Consider the following 14,462-nt stretch of genomic DNA (forward strand, 5'->3'; position numbering starts at 1 on the left):
GCCGCGGCCTCACGCCAGCCGCCCCGCGCTCCCGATCCGCCAGCCGTCGGGCCCGGGCACCAGGACCATCGCGACCGCGACCTCGCCGCGGCCGGGTTCGGTGCGCAGCGGCGGGCCGTCAGGAGCCGAGGCGGGCACCACCTCGCAGTCCGGCCTGCTGTCGACCAGGCGCACCTGCACCGCCCCGTCAGGAGCCGGCCCGGCCGTCACCGTCACCCCGGACACCGACGGGGCGAAGCCGCGCAGCACCTCACCGGCAGCGCCGAGGGCCTGCAGGTACGCGCGGTCGGCGGCCAGCAGCGGACTACCGGCCGCGTGGACCTGCTCGAGCAGTGCGGCGTCCCCGGTCGCGAAGGCCCGCGCGCGGCGCGCGTAGAGCTCCGTGAGGACGGCGGTCCAGTCGGCCGCGGTGGGCGGCGCGGCGGGCGGCGCGGAGGACGCCGGGGGTGGGGCGGGCGGCGCGGAGGACGCCGGGGGTGGGGCGGGCGGCGCGGAGGACGCCGGGGGTGGGGTCGCAGCGGCCCTGTCCGCTGCCGCCGGGGCGGCTCCCCCACCCGGCCCCGAGCGCGTCAGCGCCAGCCCGAGCGCCACCGCGCCGAGCACCAGGGCCGTGACCGCGATCCCGGCGGCGGCCCGGCGGGCCAGGAGCCCGGCCGCTCCCCACGACCGGTCGCGCCGTGTCCGCACCTCCGGGGGTGCCTCGCGGCGGTGTCGCGCAGGCACCCGGTGGGTGAGCTCCGTCCGCGGCCCCCGGCCGGTCCGGGCCAGGTCGGCGTCGGGGACCCCCGAGGTGGGCAGCCGCACCGGTTCGGGCCGGCAGGCGTGCCGCAGGTCCAGGGCGAACGCCGCGGCCGACCCCCGCGCATGCGGATCGACCGCCAGGCCGCGGGCGACCACGTCCAGCAGGGCCGGTGGCGTGCCGGGGGCCAGCTCGGCCAGGTCGGGCAGTTCGCCGGTCGCGGCGACGGCGAGCGTGTCGGCAGGCGTCGCGGCGTTCCACGGCGGGACGCCGGTCAGCGCGTGGAAGGCCGCCGCCGCGACGCCGAACACGTCGGAGGCCGGGCCCGGTGCACCGCCGCGGGCGACAGCGGGGTCGACGTAGGCGGGCGTCACCTCGCCGGCGGCGTCCTCGCCCAGCACCCGCGCGACGCCGAGGTCGGTGAGCACCGGCCGGCCCTCGGCGGTGAACACCACGTTGCCCGGGGACAGGTCGCCGTGGACGACGCCCTGCTCGTGCGCGCACGCCAGGGCCGCGGCCACCGGGGCCAGCGCGGTCACCACCTCCCCGGGACGCAGTCGCCTCCGCCGGGCCAGCAGCGCCGCCAGGCTGCCGCCCTCGAGCAGGTCGAGCACGAGGGCGACGCGGGCGGGGCCGCCGCGCCGGGGCTGGTGCACCACCTCGTGCAGCCGGACGAGGTGCGGGTGGTCGAGGGCACCGAGGAGCGCCGCCTCGCGCGCCTGCCGCTCGCCGTCCCCGGCGACGAGCAGCTTGACGGCCACCGGAGGGCCGCCGTCCCGCGGCAGGGCCCGCCAGACCTCGCCGGACCCCCGCGGCCGAGCAACCGCTCGAGCCGGTAGCCGGGCACGGCGGGGGCTGCGGGGCAGCGCCGGAGGAGGCATCCGGCGGCGCGTCACCGGGGTCGGGAGAAGCAGGCACGGCGGGGACCGTAGGCGGACGGGCCCCGTCGGTGTCCCGTTCGTCCACAGGCCCGGGAGTCGTCCACAGGCCAGGTCCCGGACGGGTGGGCGTGGCCGCCTGCCCCTAGGTTCGGAGCCATGCCGCTGCCCGCCCGTGCCGAGGTCGTCGTCGTGGGGGCGGGTCTGGCCGGGCTGTCGGTGGCCACCCGGCTGGTCGCGGCGGGCTGTGACGTGCACGTCCTGGAGGCCGCCGCGCACGCGGGTGGGCGGCTGGCCACCGAGCGGGTGGACGGCTTCGTGGTCGACCGGGGCTTCCAGGTGTTCAACACCGGCTACCCCCGCGCCGCCGACCTCGACCTGCCCGCCCTCGACCTCGGCTTCTTCACCCCGGGAGCCGTGGTGCGGGTCGGGGACCGGGCGCACCGGGTGGCCGACCCCCGCCGGCGGCCGTCGGCGCTGGCCGACACCCTGCGCGCGCCGCTGGGCTCCCTGCGGCACAAGGTCGCCATCGCCGCCTTCTCGGCACGGGCGGGCTACTGGCCGGTCTCCCGGTTGCTGGCCGCCCGCGAGACCTCGGCCGCGGTCCACCTGCGGCGGGCCGGCGTCGGGGAGGTGGCGCTGCAGCGCTTCTTCGGCCCGTTCCTCGCCGGCGTGCTGCTCGAGGACCGGCTCGAGACCTCCAGCCGTTACCTCGACCTGCTCTGGCGCAGCTTCGCCCGCGGCGGGACGGCGCTACCGGCGCGGGGCATCCAGGCCATCGGCGAGCAACTGGCCGCACGGGTCGGCGAGGAACGCGTCCACCACGGCGTGCGCGTCACCGCGGCGTCCGGGACCTCGGTCGACAGCGACGCCGGCCGGGTGCGCGCCGACGCCGTCGTCGTGGCCACCGATCCCGGCACCGCCGCCGGCCTCGTCCCGGCCGTCGAGGCCGCCGCTCCCCGGCAGGTGACGACGCACTACCACGTGCTGCCGGCCTCGCCCTGGACCGAGCCGCTCATCGTCCTCGGGACGCCGGACGGGCAGCTGGTCAACAGCGTGGTGCTCAGCGACGCGCAGCCGGCCTACTCCCCCGACGGCCGCGCCCTGGTCGCCAGCAGCACGCTCGCCCCGACCCGGGCGGCGGAGGTGCGCGACGAGGTGGCCCGGCTGCACGACGTCGCGGCGGGCGACCTCGAGCACCTGACCACGGTGACCGTGACCGGCGCGCAGCCGGCCGCGCTGCCCCCGCTCCGGCATCGACGTCCGGTCGACCTCGGCGGCGGCCTCTACGTCTGCGGGGACCACCGGGACACCCCGTCGATCCAGGGCGCCATGGCCAGCGGCCGGCGCACCGCGGCGGCGGTGCTGCGGGCGCTGCGGTCCCCTGCCCGGCGCGACGACCGGCCGGGGGCCGCCTGATGCCCGCGACCTCGCCGACGATCCTGGCCACCAGCATCGGCTTCGACTCCCGCGGCCGCGGCCCCTACGACTGGGCTCCGGGCCCGGTGTTCGACCTGGCCGCCGAGCTCGCCGGGGCGCCCGAGCAGCCCCGGCTGTGCCACCTCGGGACCGCCACCGGGGACGACCCCGCCCGCATCGCCGGGGTCTACGGCGCGTTCGCCGGCAGCCGCGTGCGGGTCAGCCACCTGAGCCTGTTCCCGATGCCGACCGTCCCCGACGTGCGGGCGCACCTGCTCGCCCAGGACGTCATCTGGGTCGGCGGCGGCAGCGTCGCCAACCTGCTCGCCGTCTGGCGCGTGCACGGCCTCGACGAGGTGCTGGCCGAGTGCTGGCGCGCCGGGGTGGTGCTCGGTGGGGTGTCGGCGGGCTCGCTGTGCTGGCACGTCGGCGGCACCACCGACTCCTACGGCCCCGACCTGCGGCCGGTCACCGACGGCCTGGGGCTGATCCCGACCTCCAACGGCGTGCACCACGACTCCGAGGAGCAGCGCCGGCCGCTCTACCAGCGCCTGGTCGCCGACGGGACGCTGCCGGCCGGGCACGCCACCGACGACGGCGTGGGTCTGGTCTACCGCGGCACCGCGCTGGCCGAGGTGGTCGCCGACCGGCCCGGCAAGGCGGCCTACCGGGTCGAGCGCGGTCCCGACGGCACCGCCGTCGAGACCCGCATCGAGCCCCGGCGGCTGCGCTGAGGACCGGCCTAGGCTGGGGACCGTGACCGAGTTGCGCGTCGTCCGGGCCGGCACCGTCCCCTACGAGGAGGCGTGGGCGCGCCAGCGGGAGATCCACGCCGCCCGGGTCGCCGGTGAGGGGCCGGACACCCTGCTGCTGCTCGAGCACCCGTCGGTCTACACGGCGGGCCGGCGCACGGAGCCGCACGAGCGCCCGTTCGACGGCACGCCCGTCGTCGACGTCGACCGCGGCGGCAAGATCACCTGGCACGGGCCCGGTCAGCTGGTCGGCTACCCGATCGTCGCGCTGCCCGACCCGGTCGACGTCGTCGCGCACGTGCGCCGGCTCGAGGACGCGCTCATGCAGGTGTGCGGCTCCCTCGGCGTGGAGACCGTGCGCGTCGACGGCCGCAGCGGGGTGTGGCTGCCCGCCGACGCCCCCGGCCCGGACAGCCGGTTCCGGCCGGAGCGCAAGATCGCCGCCATCGGCGTGCGCGTCGCCCGCGGCGTGACCATGCACGGCTTCGCGCTCAACTGCGATCCCGACCTCGGGGCGTTCGGCGCGATCGTGCCCTGCGGCATCGCCGATGCCGGGGTCACCTCGCTGTCGGCCGAGCTGGGCCGCGACGTCCCCGTCGCCGAGGTGCTCGACGCGGTCGAGGCCGCGATGCGCCGGGTGCTCACCCTCACCCCGGCGGTCTGACCCGCACCGTGCCCGGCCTGCCGCACAGCACCTACGTCAGCCTGACCACCTTCCGCCGCACCGGGCAGCCGGTGTCCACGCCGGTGTGGGCCGCGCCCGACGGCGAGGACCTGGTGGTGTGGACCCGCGCCGACTCCGGGAAGGTCAAGCGGCTGCGGCACACCCCGCGGGTCACCGTGGCGCCCTGCGACGTCCGCGGGCGGGTGCGCGGTCCCGCCGTCGAGGCCACCGCCGGGTTCGTCGACCGCGCCGACCGGCCGCGGGCGCTCGCGGCACTCCGCCGCACCTACGGCTGGCGCTTCCAGGCCGGGTACGTCACCTCGCGGCTGTGGGCCCGCCTGACGAGGCCGGGCACCGAGCGGCACGAGATCCTGCGCATCCGTCCCTCCTGACCGACGAGGCCAGGAGGGACGGCGCCTCAGCCGACGACGAAGTTGACCAGCCGCCCGGGCACCGCGACGACGCGCCGGACCGTCTTCCCGGCCAGCTGCGCGGCGACCCGCTCGTCCTCCCGCGCCGCCGCCTCCAGCGCCGCGGCGTCGGCGTCGGTCGGCACGGTCACCTGCGCGCGCACCTTGCCGTTGACCTGGACGGCGACCTGCACGGTGTCCTCGAGCAGCCACTGCTCGTCGGCCACCGGGAACGGCGCCCAGGCGACCGAGTCGGAGTGACCCAGCCGCGCCCACAGCTCCTCGGCCAGGTGCGGGGCCAGCGGCGCCACCAGCAGCACCAGCGGCTCGGCCACCGACCGCGGCACGGGCGCGTCGGCGCCGTAGGCCGCGGTCAGCGCGTTGGTCAGCTCCGCGATCCGGGCGATGGCCACGTTGAACCGCAGCGTCGCCATGCCGTCGCGCACCCCGGCGACGGCCTTGTGCAGCGCCCGCAGCACGTCGTCGGAGGGGGTGGCGTCGTCGGCCCGGACCGCGCCGGTCTGCTCGTCGACGACGACGCGCCAGATCCGCTGCAGCAGCCGCTGCGACCCGACCACGGCCTTGGTGTCCCACGGCCGGGACTGCTCCAGAGGCCCGGTCGACATCTCGTACACCCGGAACGTGTCCGCGCCGTACGCGCCGATCATCTCGTCGGGCGTGACCATGTTCTTCAGGGACTTGCCGATCTTCCCGTACTCGCGGGTGACCGGCTTGCCCTCGAAGAAGAACCGCCCGTCCTCCTCGACCACCTCGGCGGCGGGCACGTAGAAGCCGCGCTCGTCGGTGTAGGCGTAGGCCGAGATGTAGCCCTGGTTGACCAGCCGCCGGAACGGCTCCTCGCTGGAGACGTAGCCCAGGTCGTGCAGCACCTTGTGCCAGAACCGGGCGTAGAGCAGGTGCAGGACCGCGTGCTCCATGCCGCCGACGTAGAGGTCCACCCCGCCGACGTCGCCGGGCGCGCGCGGGCCCAGCCAGTAGCGCTCCAGCTCCGGGTCGACCATCTGCGCGTCGTCACCCGGGTCCAGGTAGCGCAGGTAGTACCAGCAGGAGCCCGCCCAGTTGGGCATCGTGTTGGTCTCGCGGCGGTAGGGCTTCACGCCGTCGCCCAGGTCGAGCTCGACGGTCGTCCACTCGCTCACCCGCGACAGCGGCGGCTCGGGCACCGACGTGGCGTCGTCGTCGGCGAAGGTCTTCGGCGAGTAGTCGTCGACGTCGGGCAGCAGCACCGGCAGCAGCGACTCGGGCACCGCGCGCGGCAGGCCGTCGGCGTCGTAGACGACCGGGAACGGCTCGCCCCAGTAGCGCTGCCGGCTGAACAGCCAGTCGCGCAGCTTGTAGGTGGTCGTCGCCTCGCCGTGCCCGGAGGCCACCAGCCAGTCGGTCATCGTGGCGATGGCGGCGGCCTTGTCGGTCAGCCCGTCCAGCGACACCCGCTCGTTCGACGAGTTGATCATCGCGCCGCTGCCGGTGTACGCGCCGCCGTCGAAGTCGGCGGGCGGCTGCACCGTGCGCACCACCGGCAGGCCGAACGCCTCGGCGAACTCCCAGTCGCGGGTGTCCTCGCCGGGGACGGCCATGATCGCGCCGGTCCCGTAGCCGGTCAGCACGTAGTCGGCGATGAAGACCGGCAGCTCTCCGCCGGTGACCGGGTTGGTGGCGGTGACACCCAGCCACACGCCGGTCTTCTCGCGGCTCTCGTTCTGCCGGTCGAGCTCCGAGCGCCGGGAGGCCTGCCGCTGGTAGGCCTCCACGGCCTCGCGCGGGGTCGCCGCGCCGATGGTCCACCGGGGGTCGGTGCCGTCGGGCCACGCGTCGGCGGTCAGCTCCGCGACCAGCGGGTGCTCGGGCGCCAGCACCACGTACGTGGCGCCGAACAGCGTGTCCGGGCGGGTGGTGAAGACCTCGATGGTCCGCTCCCCGGCCGCGAAGCGGATGCGGGCGCCGGTCGAGCGGCCGATCCAGTTGCGCTGCATCTGCTTGACCGAGTCCGACCAGTCCAGCCGGTCGAGGTCGGCCAGCAGCCGCTCGGCGTAGGCGGTGATCCGCATCATCCACTGGGTCAGCGGGCGCCGGAACACCGGGAAGTTGCCGCGCTCGGAGCGGCCGTCGGGGGTGACCTCCTCGTTGGAGAGCACCGTGCCCAGGCCCGGGCACCAGTTGACCGGCGCCTCGTGGAGGTAGGCCAGCCGGTGGTCGTCGACGACCTTCCGCTTGTCGACGTCGGACAGCTCCGCCCACGGCCGCCCCGACGGGTTGGTGCCGGGCGCGGGCTCGCGGGTGCCGGCGTCCAGCTCGGCCACCAGCTCCTCGACCGGGCGGGCCCTGCCGGCCTCCTCGTCGAACCAGGCGCCGAAGATCTTCAGGAAGATCCACTGGGTCCACCGGTAGTAGCCCGGGTCGATCGTGGCGAAGGTGCGCCGCTCGTCGTGGTCGACCCCCAGGCGGCGCAGCTGCGCCCGGATCGCCGCGATGTTGGCCTCGGTGGTGATCCGCGGGTGCTGGCCGGTCTGCACCGCGTACTGCTCGGCGGGCAGGCCGAAGGCGTCGTAGCCCATCGGGTGCAGCACGTTGTCGCCGTCCATGCGGCGGAACCGGCTGGTGACGTCGGTGCCCAGGTACCCCAGGGGGTGCCCGACGTGCAGGCCCGCACCCGAGGGGTACGGGAACATGTCCATGAGGAAGGCCTTGGGACGGTCGGCGACCCGGTCGAAGCCCGCCGAGAGCCGCCCCACGGGGTTGGGCGTGTGGAACGTCCCCTCCCGCTCCCACCGGTCCTGCCACTCCAGCTCGATCCGCTGGGCCAGGGCCGGGGTGTAGCGGTGCGGGGGGACGCCCTCCTCGGCCGGCTCGGTCGTGGGCTGGCTGGCCGTCTGGCTCATCGCGGTGCTCCCGGGGTCATCCGTCGGCGGACATGAAAAGACCCCTCGCGCAGGAGGGGTCGCCGTGCTGCCTGAGAGGTCAGGTCAGCACGGCCGCAGAAGCAGCCGTCCGCCGGTCACACCGCGAGTCTAGCGCCCGGCGACTCACCCGGAGGGGTCGGTCACGGGCGTCGGACTGCACTCCGGGGCCCCATCTGCCGTTGTCGGATCCGTGCGACGCGGTCCGCTGTCCCCCCGGCGTGCGGGGACCGATCCCCGCGACCTCCTCGTGGCGGTCGCGGTGCTCGGCGTGGCCGCCTTCGCCACGGGCGTCGGCCCGCGCCCGTCCGGCGCGGCGTGGGACGTCCTCTACGACGTCGTCCTCTACCACCTGTCCTGGCTGGCCGCCGGCACGGCGTGCTGGCTGACCGCCCGCCGGGCGCCCCGCGAGGCACTGGCCTGGCGGGCGCTGGCCACCACGCTGGTCGCCGGTGCCGCCGGCAACGTCGCCCGCATCGTCGAGACCGGCCAGGCGGGCACCACGCCGGCGCCGGTGGCCGACACCTGCGTCGCGATCGCCTACGCCAGCCTCTACGTGGCGCTGTTCGTCCTCATCCGCGCCCGCGTGCCCCGGTTCCTGCCCAGCATGTGGCTCGACGGCGTCGTCGGCGCCCTCGGCACCACGGCGGTCGGCACGGGCTTCCTGCTCGGCCCCTACCTCACCGACGGCGGCCACGTGTCGGTCGCCCAGCTCGCCTGGCCCGGCGCCGACGTCCTGCTGCTCTCCCTGCTGGTCGGCGTCAGCGCCATCCTCGGCGTGCACCTGGACCGCACCCTGCTCTGCGTCGCCGGGGGGATCGCGCTGTTCTGCGTCGCCGACGTCGCCCTGTTCGCCCTGAGCGCCGAGGGCCGCTACGCCGACGGCGGTCCGCTGGAGCTGCTGTGGCAGGCCGGCATCCTGCTCACCGCCCTCGCCGCGCGGCGCACCACCGGCGACCCGCGGCCCCCCGACGGCCAGGAGGGCGTGCGCATCACCTGGCGGCTCGTCGCGCTGCCCCTCGCCGGCACGCTCGCCGCCCTCGTCGTGCTCGCCGCCGGCTACGGCGACGACCTCCCCGACACCGCCGGCTGGCTGGCCGTCGGCTGCGTCCTGGCCGCGCTGGCGCGCACCGCGGTCACCTTCCGCGAGGTCCGGTCCTTCACGGCGGTCCGGCAGGAGGCGCGCACCGACGAGCTCACCGGGCTGCCCAACCGCCGCGCCCTGCTCGAGCACGCCCGGACCGTCGTCGCCGGGGCGAGCACCGCCTCCCCCGCGGCCCTGCTGCTGCTGGACCTCGACGGCTTCAAGGAGGTCAACGACAGCCTCGGGCACGGCGCCGGCGACGAGCTGCTGTGCCAGGTCGGCCCGCGGCTGGCCCCCGCGCTGCGCCCCGGCGAGGTGCTCGCCCGGCTCGGCGGCGACGAGTTCGCCGTCCTGCTGCCCCACGTCGACCTCGACACCGCCGCCGGGCGCGCCGGCGCCGTGCACGACCTGCTGCGGCAGCCCTTCGAGGTCGACGGCATCCGGCTGCACGTCGGCGTCAGCATCGGCGTCTCGACCGCACCGGTCCCGGCCGACGACGTCCAGGAGCTGCTGCGCTGCGCCGACGTCGCCATGTACGCCGCGAAGACCGAGCGCACCGGCGTGCACGTCTACGTCCCCGACCCGAACAGCGGCTCCGGGGAGCGGCTGCGCACGATGGAGGAGCTGCGCACCGCCCTGGTCGCCGACCAGCTCGACGTCCACCTGCAGCCGCAGGTCGCCATGGACGACGGCCGCGTCGTCGGCGTCGAGGCGCTGCTGCGGTGGCACCACCCCGAGCGCGGGCTGCTCTCCCCCGCGCACGTGCTGCCCGCCGCCGAGCAGGCCGGCCTGCTGCGCCCGCTCACCGACACCGTGCTCGAGCGCTCGCTCGACGCGGTGGCGCAGTGGTGGGACGAGCACCGGGTGCCGGTGTCGGTGAACCTGTCGGCCGCCAACGTCGCCGACATCGACCTGCCCGGCAAGGTCGCCGCGAAGCTCGCCCGGCGCGGGCTGCCGGCCGCGGCGCTCACCCTGGAGCTGGTCGAGGACACCCTCATGGCCGATCCGGAGCGAGGCCGGTCCGTGCTCGGCGAGCTGCGCCGCCTCGGCGTGCGCACCTCCATCGACGACTACGGCACCGGCTACAGCTCGCTGGCCTACCTGCGCCGGCTGCCCGCCGACGAGCTCAAGCTCGACCGCAGCCTCACCGCCGACGTCGACGTCGACGAGCGGGCCGCGGCGATCGTCCGGCACACCGTCGCGCTGGCCCACGACCTCGGCCTGAGCCTGGTGGCCGAGGGCGTCGAGGACGTCGTCACCGCCCGCCGGCTGGCGGCGCTGGGCTGCGACGTCGCGCAGGGCTACGCCATCGCCCGCCCGATGCCGGTCGGGGACCTCCTGCACTGGTTGTCGGCCCGGCGCACCGGGCTGGTCCGCTTCGCCTGAGCACCCGCCGGGGTGTGCCGCCCAGCCCGAGCGGGCAGGATGGCCGGAGTCGATCAACCCGGAGGTGCATCCCGTGTTCCGCACACAGTCCCGCGGCCAGGTCATCCAGGCCGAGCTCCAGGAGGGGCTGAACCACCTCGGCGCCGCCGTCACCGAGGCCGGCCGCGCCGCCGCGGAGCAGCTCGGCCCGCGGATAGACGCCGCGTTCGAGGCGGCCGGACCGGTGCTCGACGCCGCCCGTGTGGCGGTCGCCCCGAAGGTGGCCGCCGCCGTCGCCGTGGCCGCGCCCGCCGTCGCCTCCGCCCGGGAGGCCCTGACGCCGCGGGTGGACGCCGCCCGCGACGCCGCCGGCCCCGTCCTCGAGGCCGCCCGCGAGCGGGTCGACGCCGCCGTCGTGGCGCTGACCCCGCGCGTCGTCGCTGCCCGCGAGGCCGCCGCCCCCACCGTCAGCTCGGCGCTGACCGCCGCCGGTGCCGCGGCCGCCCGGGCCGCCGCCGACCTCGCGCCGCGCGTCGAGGCCGCCTCGGCCGCCACCCGCAGGCTGGCCAGCGACGTCGCGCCCCGCGTGGCCGCCGCCCGGGACACCATCGTCCCCGCGCTGGAGAACGCGCGCGGCACCCTGGTCGCCGGCGTCGGCACCGCCCTGGGCGAGTTGCAGGACCGTCGCGCCGAACTGGTGTCGGGGACCACGAAGGCGGGCAAGAAGGCCAAGCGGAAGACCGCCAGGAAGGCCGTGGAGGCGAGGCGGACGGTGACTGTCGAGCAGGGGTCGCGGCGCTGGCCGTGGCTGCTGGTGGCACTCGCGGTCGGTGCGGCCGCGTTCTCGGTCCTCCGCCGCAGGAAGGACCCGTGGACGCCGGCCCCGGCCGGTGACGGGCCCGTGCCGAGCTACCGAGAGGACCCCGTGCCCAGCTCCCCGAGCAACGACCAGTCCGGCAAGACCGTCTCCGACGCGATGTTCGTCGCGGGTGACTCCGCTCCCGCCGAGTCCGACATGGGCATCCGCGACGCCCAGAACGTCGCCGGTGACGACAACGCCGGCGCCACCGACCCCACCCAGACCGCTCCCGAGCCGTTCACCAGCGGCGGGGGCGCCCAGGAGGGTCCGACCGCCGGTCCGGCGGCCGGCCAGGCCTGAACCGACCCGCACTCGACGCGGACCGCCCCCGCCGCCTCCCGAGGCAGCGGGGGCGGTCCGCGTCCGGGGGTACCGTGGGGATCATGAGCGAGACGGTGACGACCAGTACCTCCGAGCCGTCCCCGACCGGTCCCGCGGGCCGCAGGCTCCTGCGCCTCGAGGTGCGCAACAGCCAGGTCCCGATCGAGCGCAAGCCCGAGTGGATCAAGACCCGGCTCAAGACCGGGCCGGAGTACACCGAGCTCAAGTCGCTGGTCCGCCGCGAGGGCCTGCACACCGTCTGCGAAGAGGCCGGCTGCCCCAACATCTACGAGTGCTGGGAGGACCGGGAGGCCACCTTCCTCATCGGTGGCGACCAGTGCACCCGGCGCTGCGACTTCTGCCAGATCGACACGGGCAAGCCCGCCGACTTCGACGCCGACGAGCCCCGCCGCGTTGCCGAGAGCGTCGCGGCCATGCAGCTGCGCTACGCCACCGTCACCGGCGTCGCCCGCGACGACCTGCCCGACGGCGGTGCGTGGCTCTACGCCGAGACGGTCCGCCAGATCCACGCCGCCGTCCCCGGGTGCGGCGTCGAGCTGCTCATCCCCGACTTCAACGCCGACCCCGCGCAGCTCGCCGAGGTCTTCTCCTCCCGGCCCGAGGTCCTCGCGCACAACGTCGAGACGGTGCCGCGGATCTTCAAGCGCATCCGGCCCGGTTTCCGCTTCGAGCGGTCCCTGTCGGTCATCACCGCCGCCCGCGAGGCCGGGCTGGTCACCAAGTCCAACCTCATCCTCGGCATGGGCGAGGAGCCGCACGAGGTCGTCGAGACCATGCGGGCCCTGCACGAGGCCGGCTGCGACCTGCTGACGATCACCCAGTACCTGCGACCCTCGCCGCGGCACCACCCCGTCGTCCGCTGGGTCAAGCCCGACGAGTTCGTCGGCTTCCAGCAGCAGGCGGAGGAGATCGGCTTCCCGGGCGTCCTCGCCGGGCCGCTGGTGCGCAGCTCCTACCGCGCCGGGCGGCTCTACCAGCAGGCCGTCGAGGCCCGCGGGCTCACCACTCGGGGCTGACCGGCCCGCGGGCTGCCCGGGACCACCGCACCGCGCCCCTATCCTGGGGGCATGGCACGCAGCAAGCCCACAGACTCCCCCGCTCCCGCCGGCAACGCCGGGCGGGGCCCCGCCGCCGGACGCGGCCGGTCCTCGGGGGCCGGGTCCTCGGGCGCTGGAGCCACCGCGGTCGGCAAGAGCAAGGCCGCCAAGCCCGCGAAGACCGGCAAGGACGGCCAGCCGAAGGTCGGCCGGCTGAAGAAGGTCGGCAACCAGGCCCGCCTGATCAAGCAGGCCTACACGCTGACCAGCAAGAACGACCCCAAGCTGCCGTGGCTGATGCTCATCGCCTTCGTGGCGGTGGCCGGTCTCGTCGAGCTGCTGGCGATCCTCTTCGACGCCCCGTTCCTGTTCCTGCCGATCGCGGTCGTCCTGGGCCTGCTGGCCGCGATGATCGTGTTCGGCCGCAGGGCGCAGGGCTCCGCCTACCGCCAGGTCGAGGGCCAGCCCGGTGCCGCCGCCTGGGTGCTCGAGGGCATGCGCGGTGACTGGCGGGTGTCGGCCGGCGTCGCCGGGACCGCGCAGCTGGACTCGGTGCACCGGGTGCTGGGCCGCCCCGGCGTGATCCTGGTCGCCGAGGGCTCCCCCGCCCGCGTGCGCGGCCTGCTCGCACAGGAGAAGAAGCGGATCGCCCGCGTCGTCGGCGACACCCCCATCTACGACATCACCGTCGGCGACGAGGAGGGGCAGGTGCCCCTGCGCAGGCTCAGCACGCACGTGATGAAGCTGCCGCGCAACCTCTCCGCCGGGGAGGTCAACACCCTCGGCCGTCGCCTGGCCGCCCTCGGCGGCCCGCGTCCCCCGGTCCCCGGCGGTCCGCTGCCCGGCGGCCGGCAGATGACGGTCAGCCAGCGGCAGGTCCGCCGCCGCTGACGGAGGGCCTCCCTTCAGGGAGACCCTGGAGGCGGTCGAAGGGCGCGGCGTACCGGAAGGTGCCGCGCACCTCCGGACCGGCCAGCCGGCGGGCCTGGAAGTGGACCCCCCAGGCCGGGTCGGGCGGCTCGATGCCCAGCCCGGAGGCGCGGACGAAGCCCGCGCGCGAGTAGAACGCCGGGTCCCCGAGCAGCGCGACGAGGGACTCCCCCGCGGCCTCCGCGACGGCGACCAGGGCGTGCACCAGGACGGTCCCGACGCCCCTCCCCTGCCGATCCGGCCGCACGCCCAGCGGCCCCAGCCCGAGGGCGGCGACGCCCGGCGGGTCGATCCGGCCGCGGGTGGCGACGACGTGTCCGACGACGTCGTCCCCGTCGACGGCGACCAGCGACAGGTGCGGCAGGAAGCCGGCGTCCTCCCGCAGTCCGGCGAGGAGGCGGGCCTCGGCGTCCGTGAGGAACGCCGCCCGGTGGAGCGCGTCGACGCCCGTGTGGTCGGCCGGCCGCTCGCGCCGCACGATCATCAGCGGTCGAGGACGACGGCGGTGTCGGTGAGGCGGTCGTGCAGCCCGCGGCCGTCGGCGTCCACCACGAGCGCGGGCACCAGCAGCATCAGCAGCCCGGTGCGGACGACGGCGCGCCAGAGAGCCAGGCGGGCGGCCGGCCGCGGATGGGCCAGCCGCAGGCCGGTCACCTTCATGCCCGGGGTCTGCCCGACCACCACGAGCGACACGACGTAGACCACCGCGAACGACAGCAGGCTCCAGTTGCCCGGCAGGTCCGGCGCGGTGAAGAAGCCCGCGACGACGGCGGACAGGAACGCGTCGACCAGGAAGGCGAGCACCCGCGTGCCGAAGGACGCGAGCGATCCGGGGCCGCTCGACGGCAGGCCCAGGGAGGCGCCCCGCCGTCGCTCCTGAGAGGGTTGCTGCGCGTCCCCGACCATGTCCGCCAGCGTAGGACCCACCCACTGCGGGCCCGTCCGAGCGGCGACGACGACGTCCGGCCCGACACGCCGAGAGCGTTGTTACCGCGCCGAAACAGACGGGACACCCCGGGGCAACCCCCCGGCCATAGGTTCGCAGCCGGCTGTCCGCCCACTCCC

General features: G+C 76.1%; 12 protein-coding genes. 8 read left to right on the forward strand and 4 right to left on the reverse strand.

The window, feature by feature from the left end; genetic code table 11:
* Positions 1 to 9: 9 nt before the first annotated feature.
* A complete protein-coding gene (locus JD79_RS19630; RefSeq protein ID WP_245900240.1) occupies positions 10 to 1,500 on the reverse strand; it encodes a serine/threonine-protein kinase in 1,491 nt (496 codons plus the stop codon).
* Positions 1,501 to 1,776: 276 nt separating this feature from the next.
* Between JD79_RS19630 and JD79_RS19635 the strand changes: the two genes are divergently transcribed.
* From JD79_RS19635 to JD79_RS19650, 4 genes are read left to right on the forward strand one after another with little or no spacing between them, the layout of a single operon-like run.
* Positions 1,777 to 3,036, forward strand: coding sequence for an NAD(P)/FAD-dependent oxidoreductase (locus JD79_RS19635; RefSeq protein ID WP_110006876.1), 1,260 nt, complete (start codon positions 1,777 to 1,779; stop codon positions 3,034 to 3,036).
* Positions 3,036 to 3,770 (forward strand): Type 1 glutamine amidotransferase-like domain-containing protein, encoded by a 735-nt coding sequence (locus JD79_RS19640; protein WP_110006877.1) that lies wholly within the window; start codon positions 3,036 to 3,038, stop codon positions 3,768 to 3,770. The genes JD79_RS19635 and JD79_RS19640 overlap by 1 nt, the downstream gene beginning before the upstream one ends.
* A 22-nt stretch (positions 3,771 to 3,792) precedes the next feature.
* A complete protein-coding gene (gene lipB / locus JD79_RS19645; RefSeq protein ID WP_110006878.1) occupies positions 3,793 to 4,452 on the forward strand; it encodes a lipoyl(octanoyl) transferase LipB in 660 nt (219 codons plus the stop codon).
* A gap of 8 nt (positions 4,453 to 4,460) precedes the next feature.
* Complete coding sequence (locus tag JD79_RS19650) at positions 4,461 to 4,844, forward strand: PPOX class F420-dependent oxidoreductase (protein WP_110006879.1); 384 nt, start codon at positions 4,461 to 4,463, stop codon at positions 4,842 to 4,844.
* A 26-nt stretch (positions 4,845 to 4,870) separates the two neighbouring features.
* Here JD79_RS19650 and leuS read toward each other — a convergent pair whose 3' ends face one another.
* Positions 4,871 to 7,762, reverse strand: coding sequence for a leucine--tRNA ligase (gene leuS / locus JD79_RS19655; protein ID WP_110006880.1), 2,892 nt, complete (start codon positions 7,760 to 7,762; stop codon positions 4,871 to 4,873).
* 211 nt (positions 7,763 to 7,973) lie between these two features.
* Here leuS and JD79_RS19660 point away from each other — a divergent pair, with 211 nt between their 5' ends.
* From JD79_RS19660 to JD79_RS19675, 4 genes are all read left to right on the forward strand, one after another.
* Positions 7,974 to 10,250: a putative bifunctional diguanylate cyclase/phosphodiesterase gene (locus JD79_RS19660; RefSeq protein WP_245900241.1), complete on the forward strand. Its 2,277-nt coding sequence runs from the start codon at positions 7,974 to 7,976 to the stop codon at positions 10,248 to 10,250.
* A 73-nt stretch (positions 10,251 to 10,323) separates the two neighbouring features.
* Entirely contained in the window at positions 10,324 to 11,388 is a 1,065-nt protein-coding gene (locus JD79_RS19665; RefSeq protein WP_110006881.1) for a hypothetical protein, read from the forward strand.
* An 83-nt stretch (positions 11,389 to 11,471) separates the two neighbouring features.
* The gene (gene lipA / locus JD79_RS19670; protein WP_110007901.1) at positions 11,472 to 12,446 is read left to right on the forward strand and encodes a lipoyl synthase; all 975 of its coding nucleotides are present in this window, start codon (positions 11,472 to 11,474) and stop codon (positions 12,444 to 12,446) included.
* A 51-nt stretch (positions 12,447 to 12,497) separates the two neighbouring features.
* Positions 12,498 to 13,358 (forward strand): DUF4191 domain-containing protein, encoded by an 861-nt coding sequence (locus JD79_RS19675; protein ID WP_110006882.1) that lies wholly within the window; start codon positions 12,498 to 12,500, stop codon positions 13,356 to 13,358.
* Here the strand turns inward: JD79_RS19675 and JD79_RS19680 are convergent.
* Together JD79_RS19680 and JD79_RS19685 are read right to left on the reverse strand one after the other, a co-directional pair.
* Positions 13,330 to 13,881, reverse strand: coding sequence for a GNAT family N-acetyltransferase (locus JD79_RS19680; RefSeq protein WP_110006883.1), 552 nt, complete (start codon positions 13,879 to 13,881; stop codon positions 13,330 to 13,332). The two genes, JD79_RS19675 and JD79_RS19680, sit on opposite strands and share 29 nt — an antisense overlap.
* The gene (locus JD79_RS19685; protein WP_110006884.1) at positions 13,881 to 14,303 is read right to left on the reverse strand and encodes an RDD family protein; all 423 of its coding nucleotides are present in this window, start codon (positions 14,301 to 14,303) and stop codon (positions 13,881 to 13,883) included. Before JD79_RS19685 ends, JD79_RS19680 begins: the two co-directional genes overlap by 1 nt.
* Positions 14,304 to 14,462: the final 159 nt, after the last annotated feature.

Origin of the sequence: Geodermatophilus normandii, assembly GCF_003182485.1 — a bacterium.
GTDB classification, from domain to species: domain Bacteria; phylum Actinomycetota; class Actinomycetes; order Mycobacteriales; family Geodermatophilaceae; genus Geodermatophilus; species Geodermatophilus normandii.

Coding starts and splice junctions, on each gene's coding strand:
- JD79_RS19635 (WP_110006876.1), top strand. CDS start 1,777: ATGCCGCTGCCCGCCCGTGCCGAGGTCGTCGTCGTGGGGGCGGGTCTG.
- JD79_RS19640 (WP_110006877.1), top strand. CDS start 3,036: ATGCCCGCGACCTCGCCGACGATCCTGGCCACCAGCATCGGCTTCGAC.
- leuS (WP_110006880.1), bottom strand. CDS start 7,762: ATGAGCCAGACGGCCAGCCAGCCCACGACCGAGCCGGCCGAGGAGGGC.
- lipA (WP_110007901.1), top strand. CDS start 11,472: ATGAGCGAGACGGTGACGACCAGTACCTCCGAGCCGTCCCCGACCGGT.
- JD79_RS19675 (WP_110006882.1), top strand. CDS start 12,498: ATGGCACGCAGCAAGCCCACAGACTCCCCCGCTCCCGCCGGCAACGCC.
- JD79_RS19680 (WP_110006883.1), bottom strand. CDS start 13,881: ATGATCGTGCGGCGCGAGCGGCCGGCCGACCACACGGGCGTCGACGCG.
- JD79_RS19685 (WP_110006884.1), bottom strand. CDS start 14,303: ATGGTCGGGGACGCGCAGCAACCCTCTCAGGAGCGACGGCGGGGCGCC.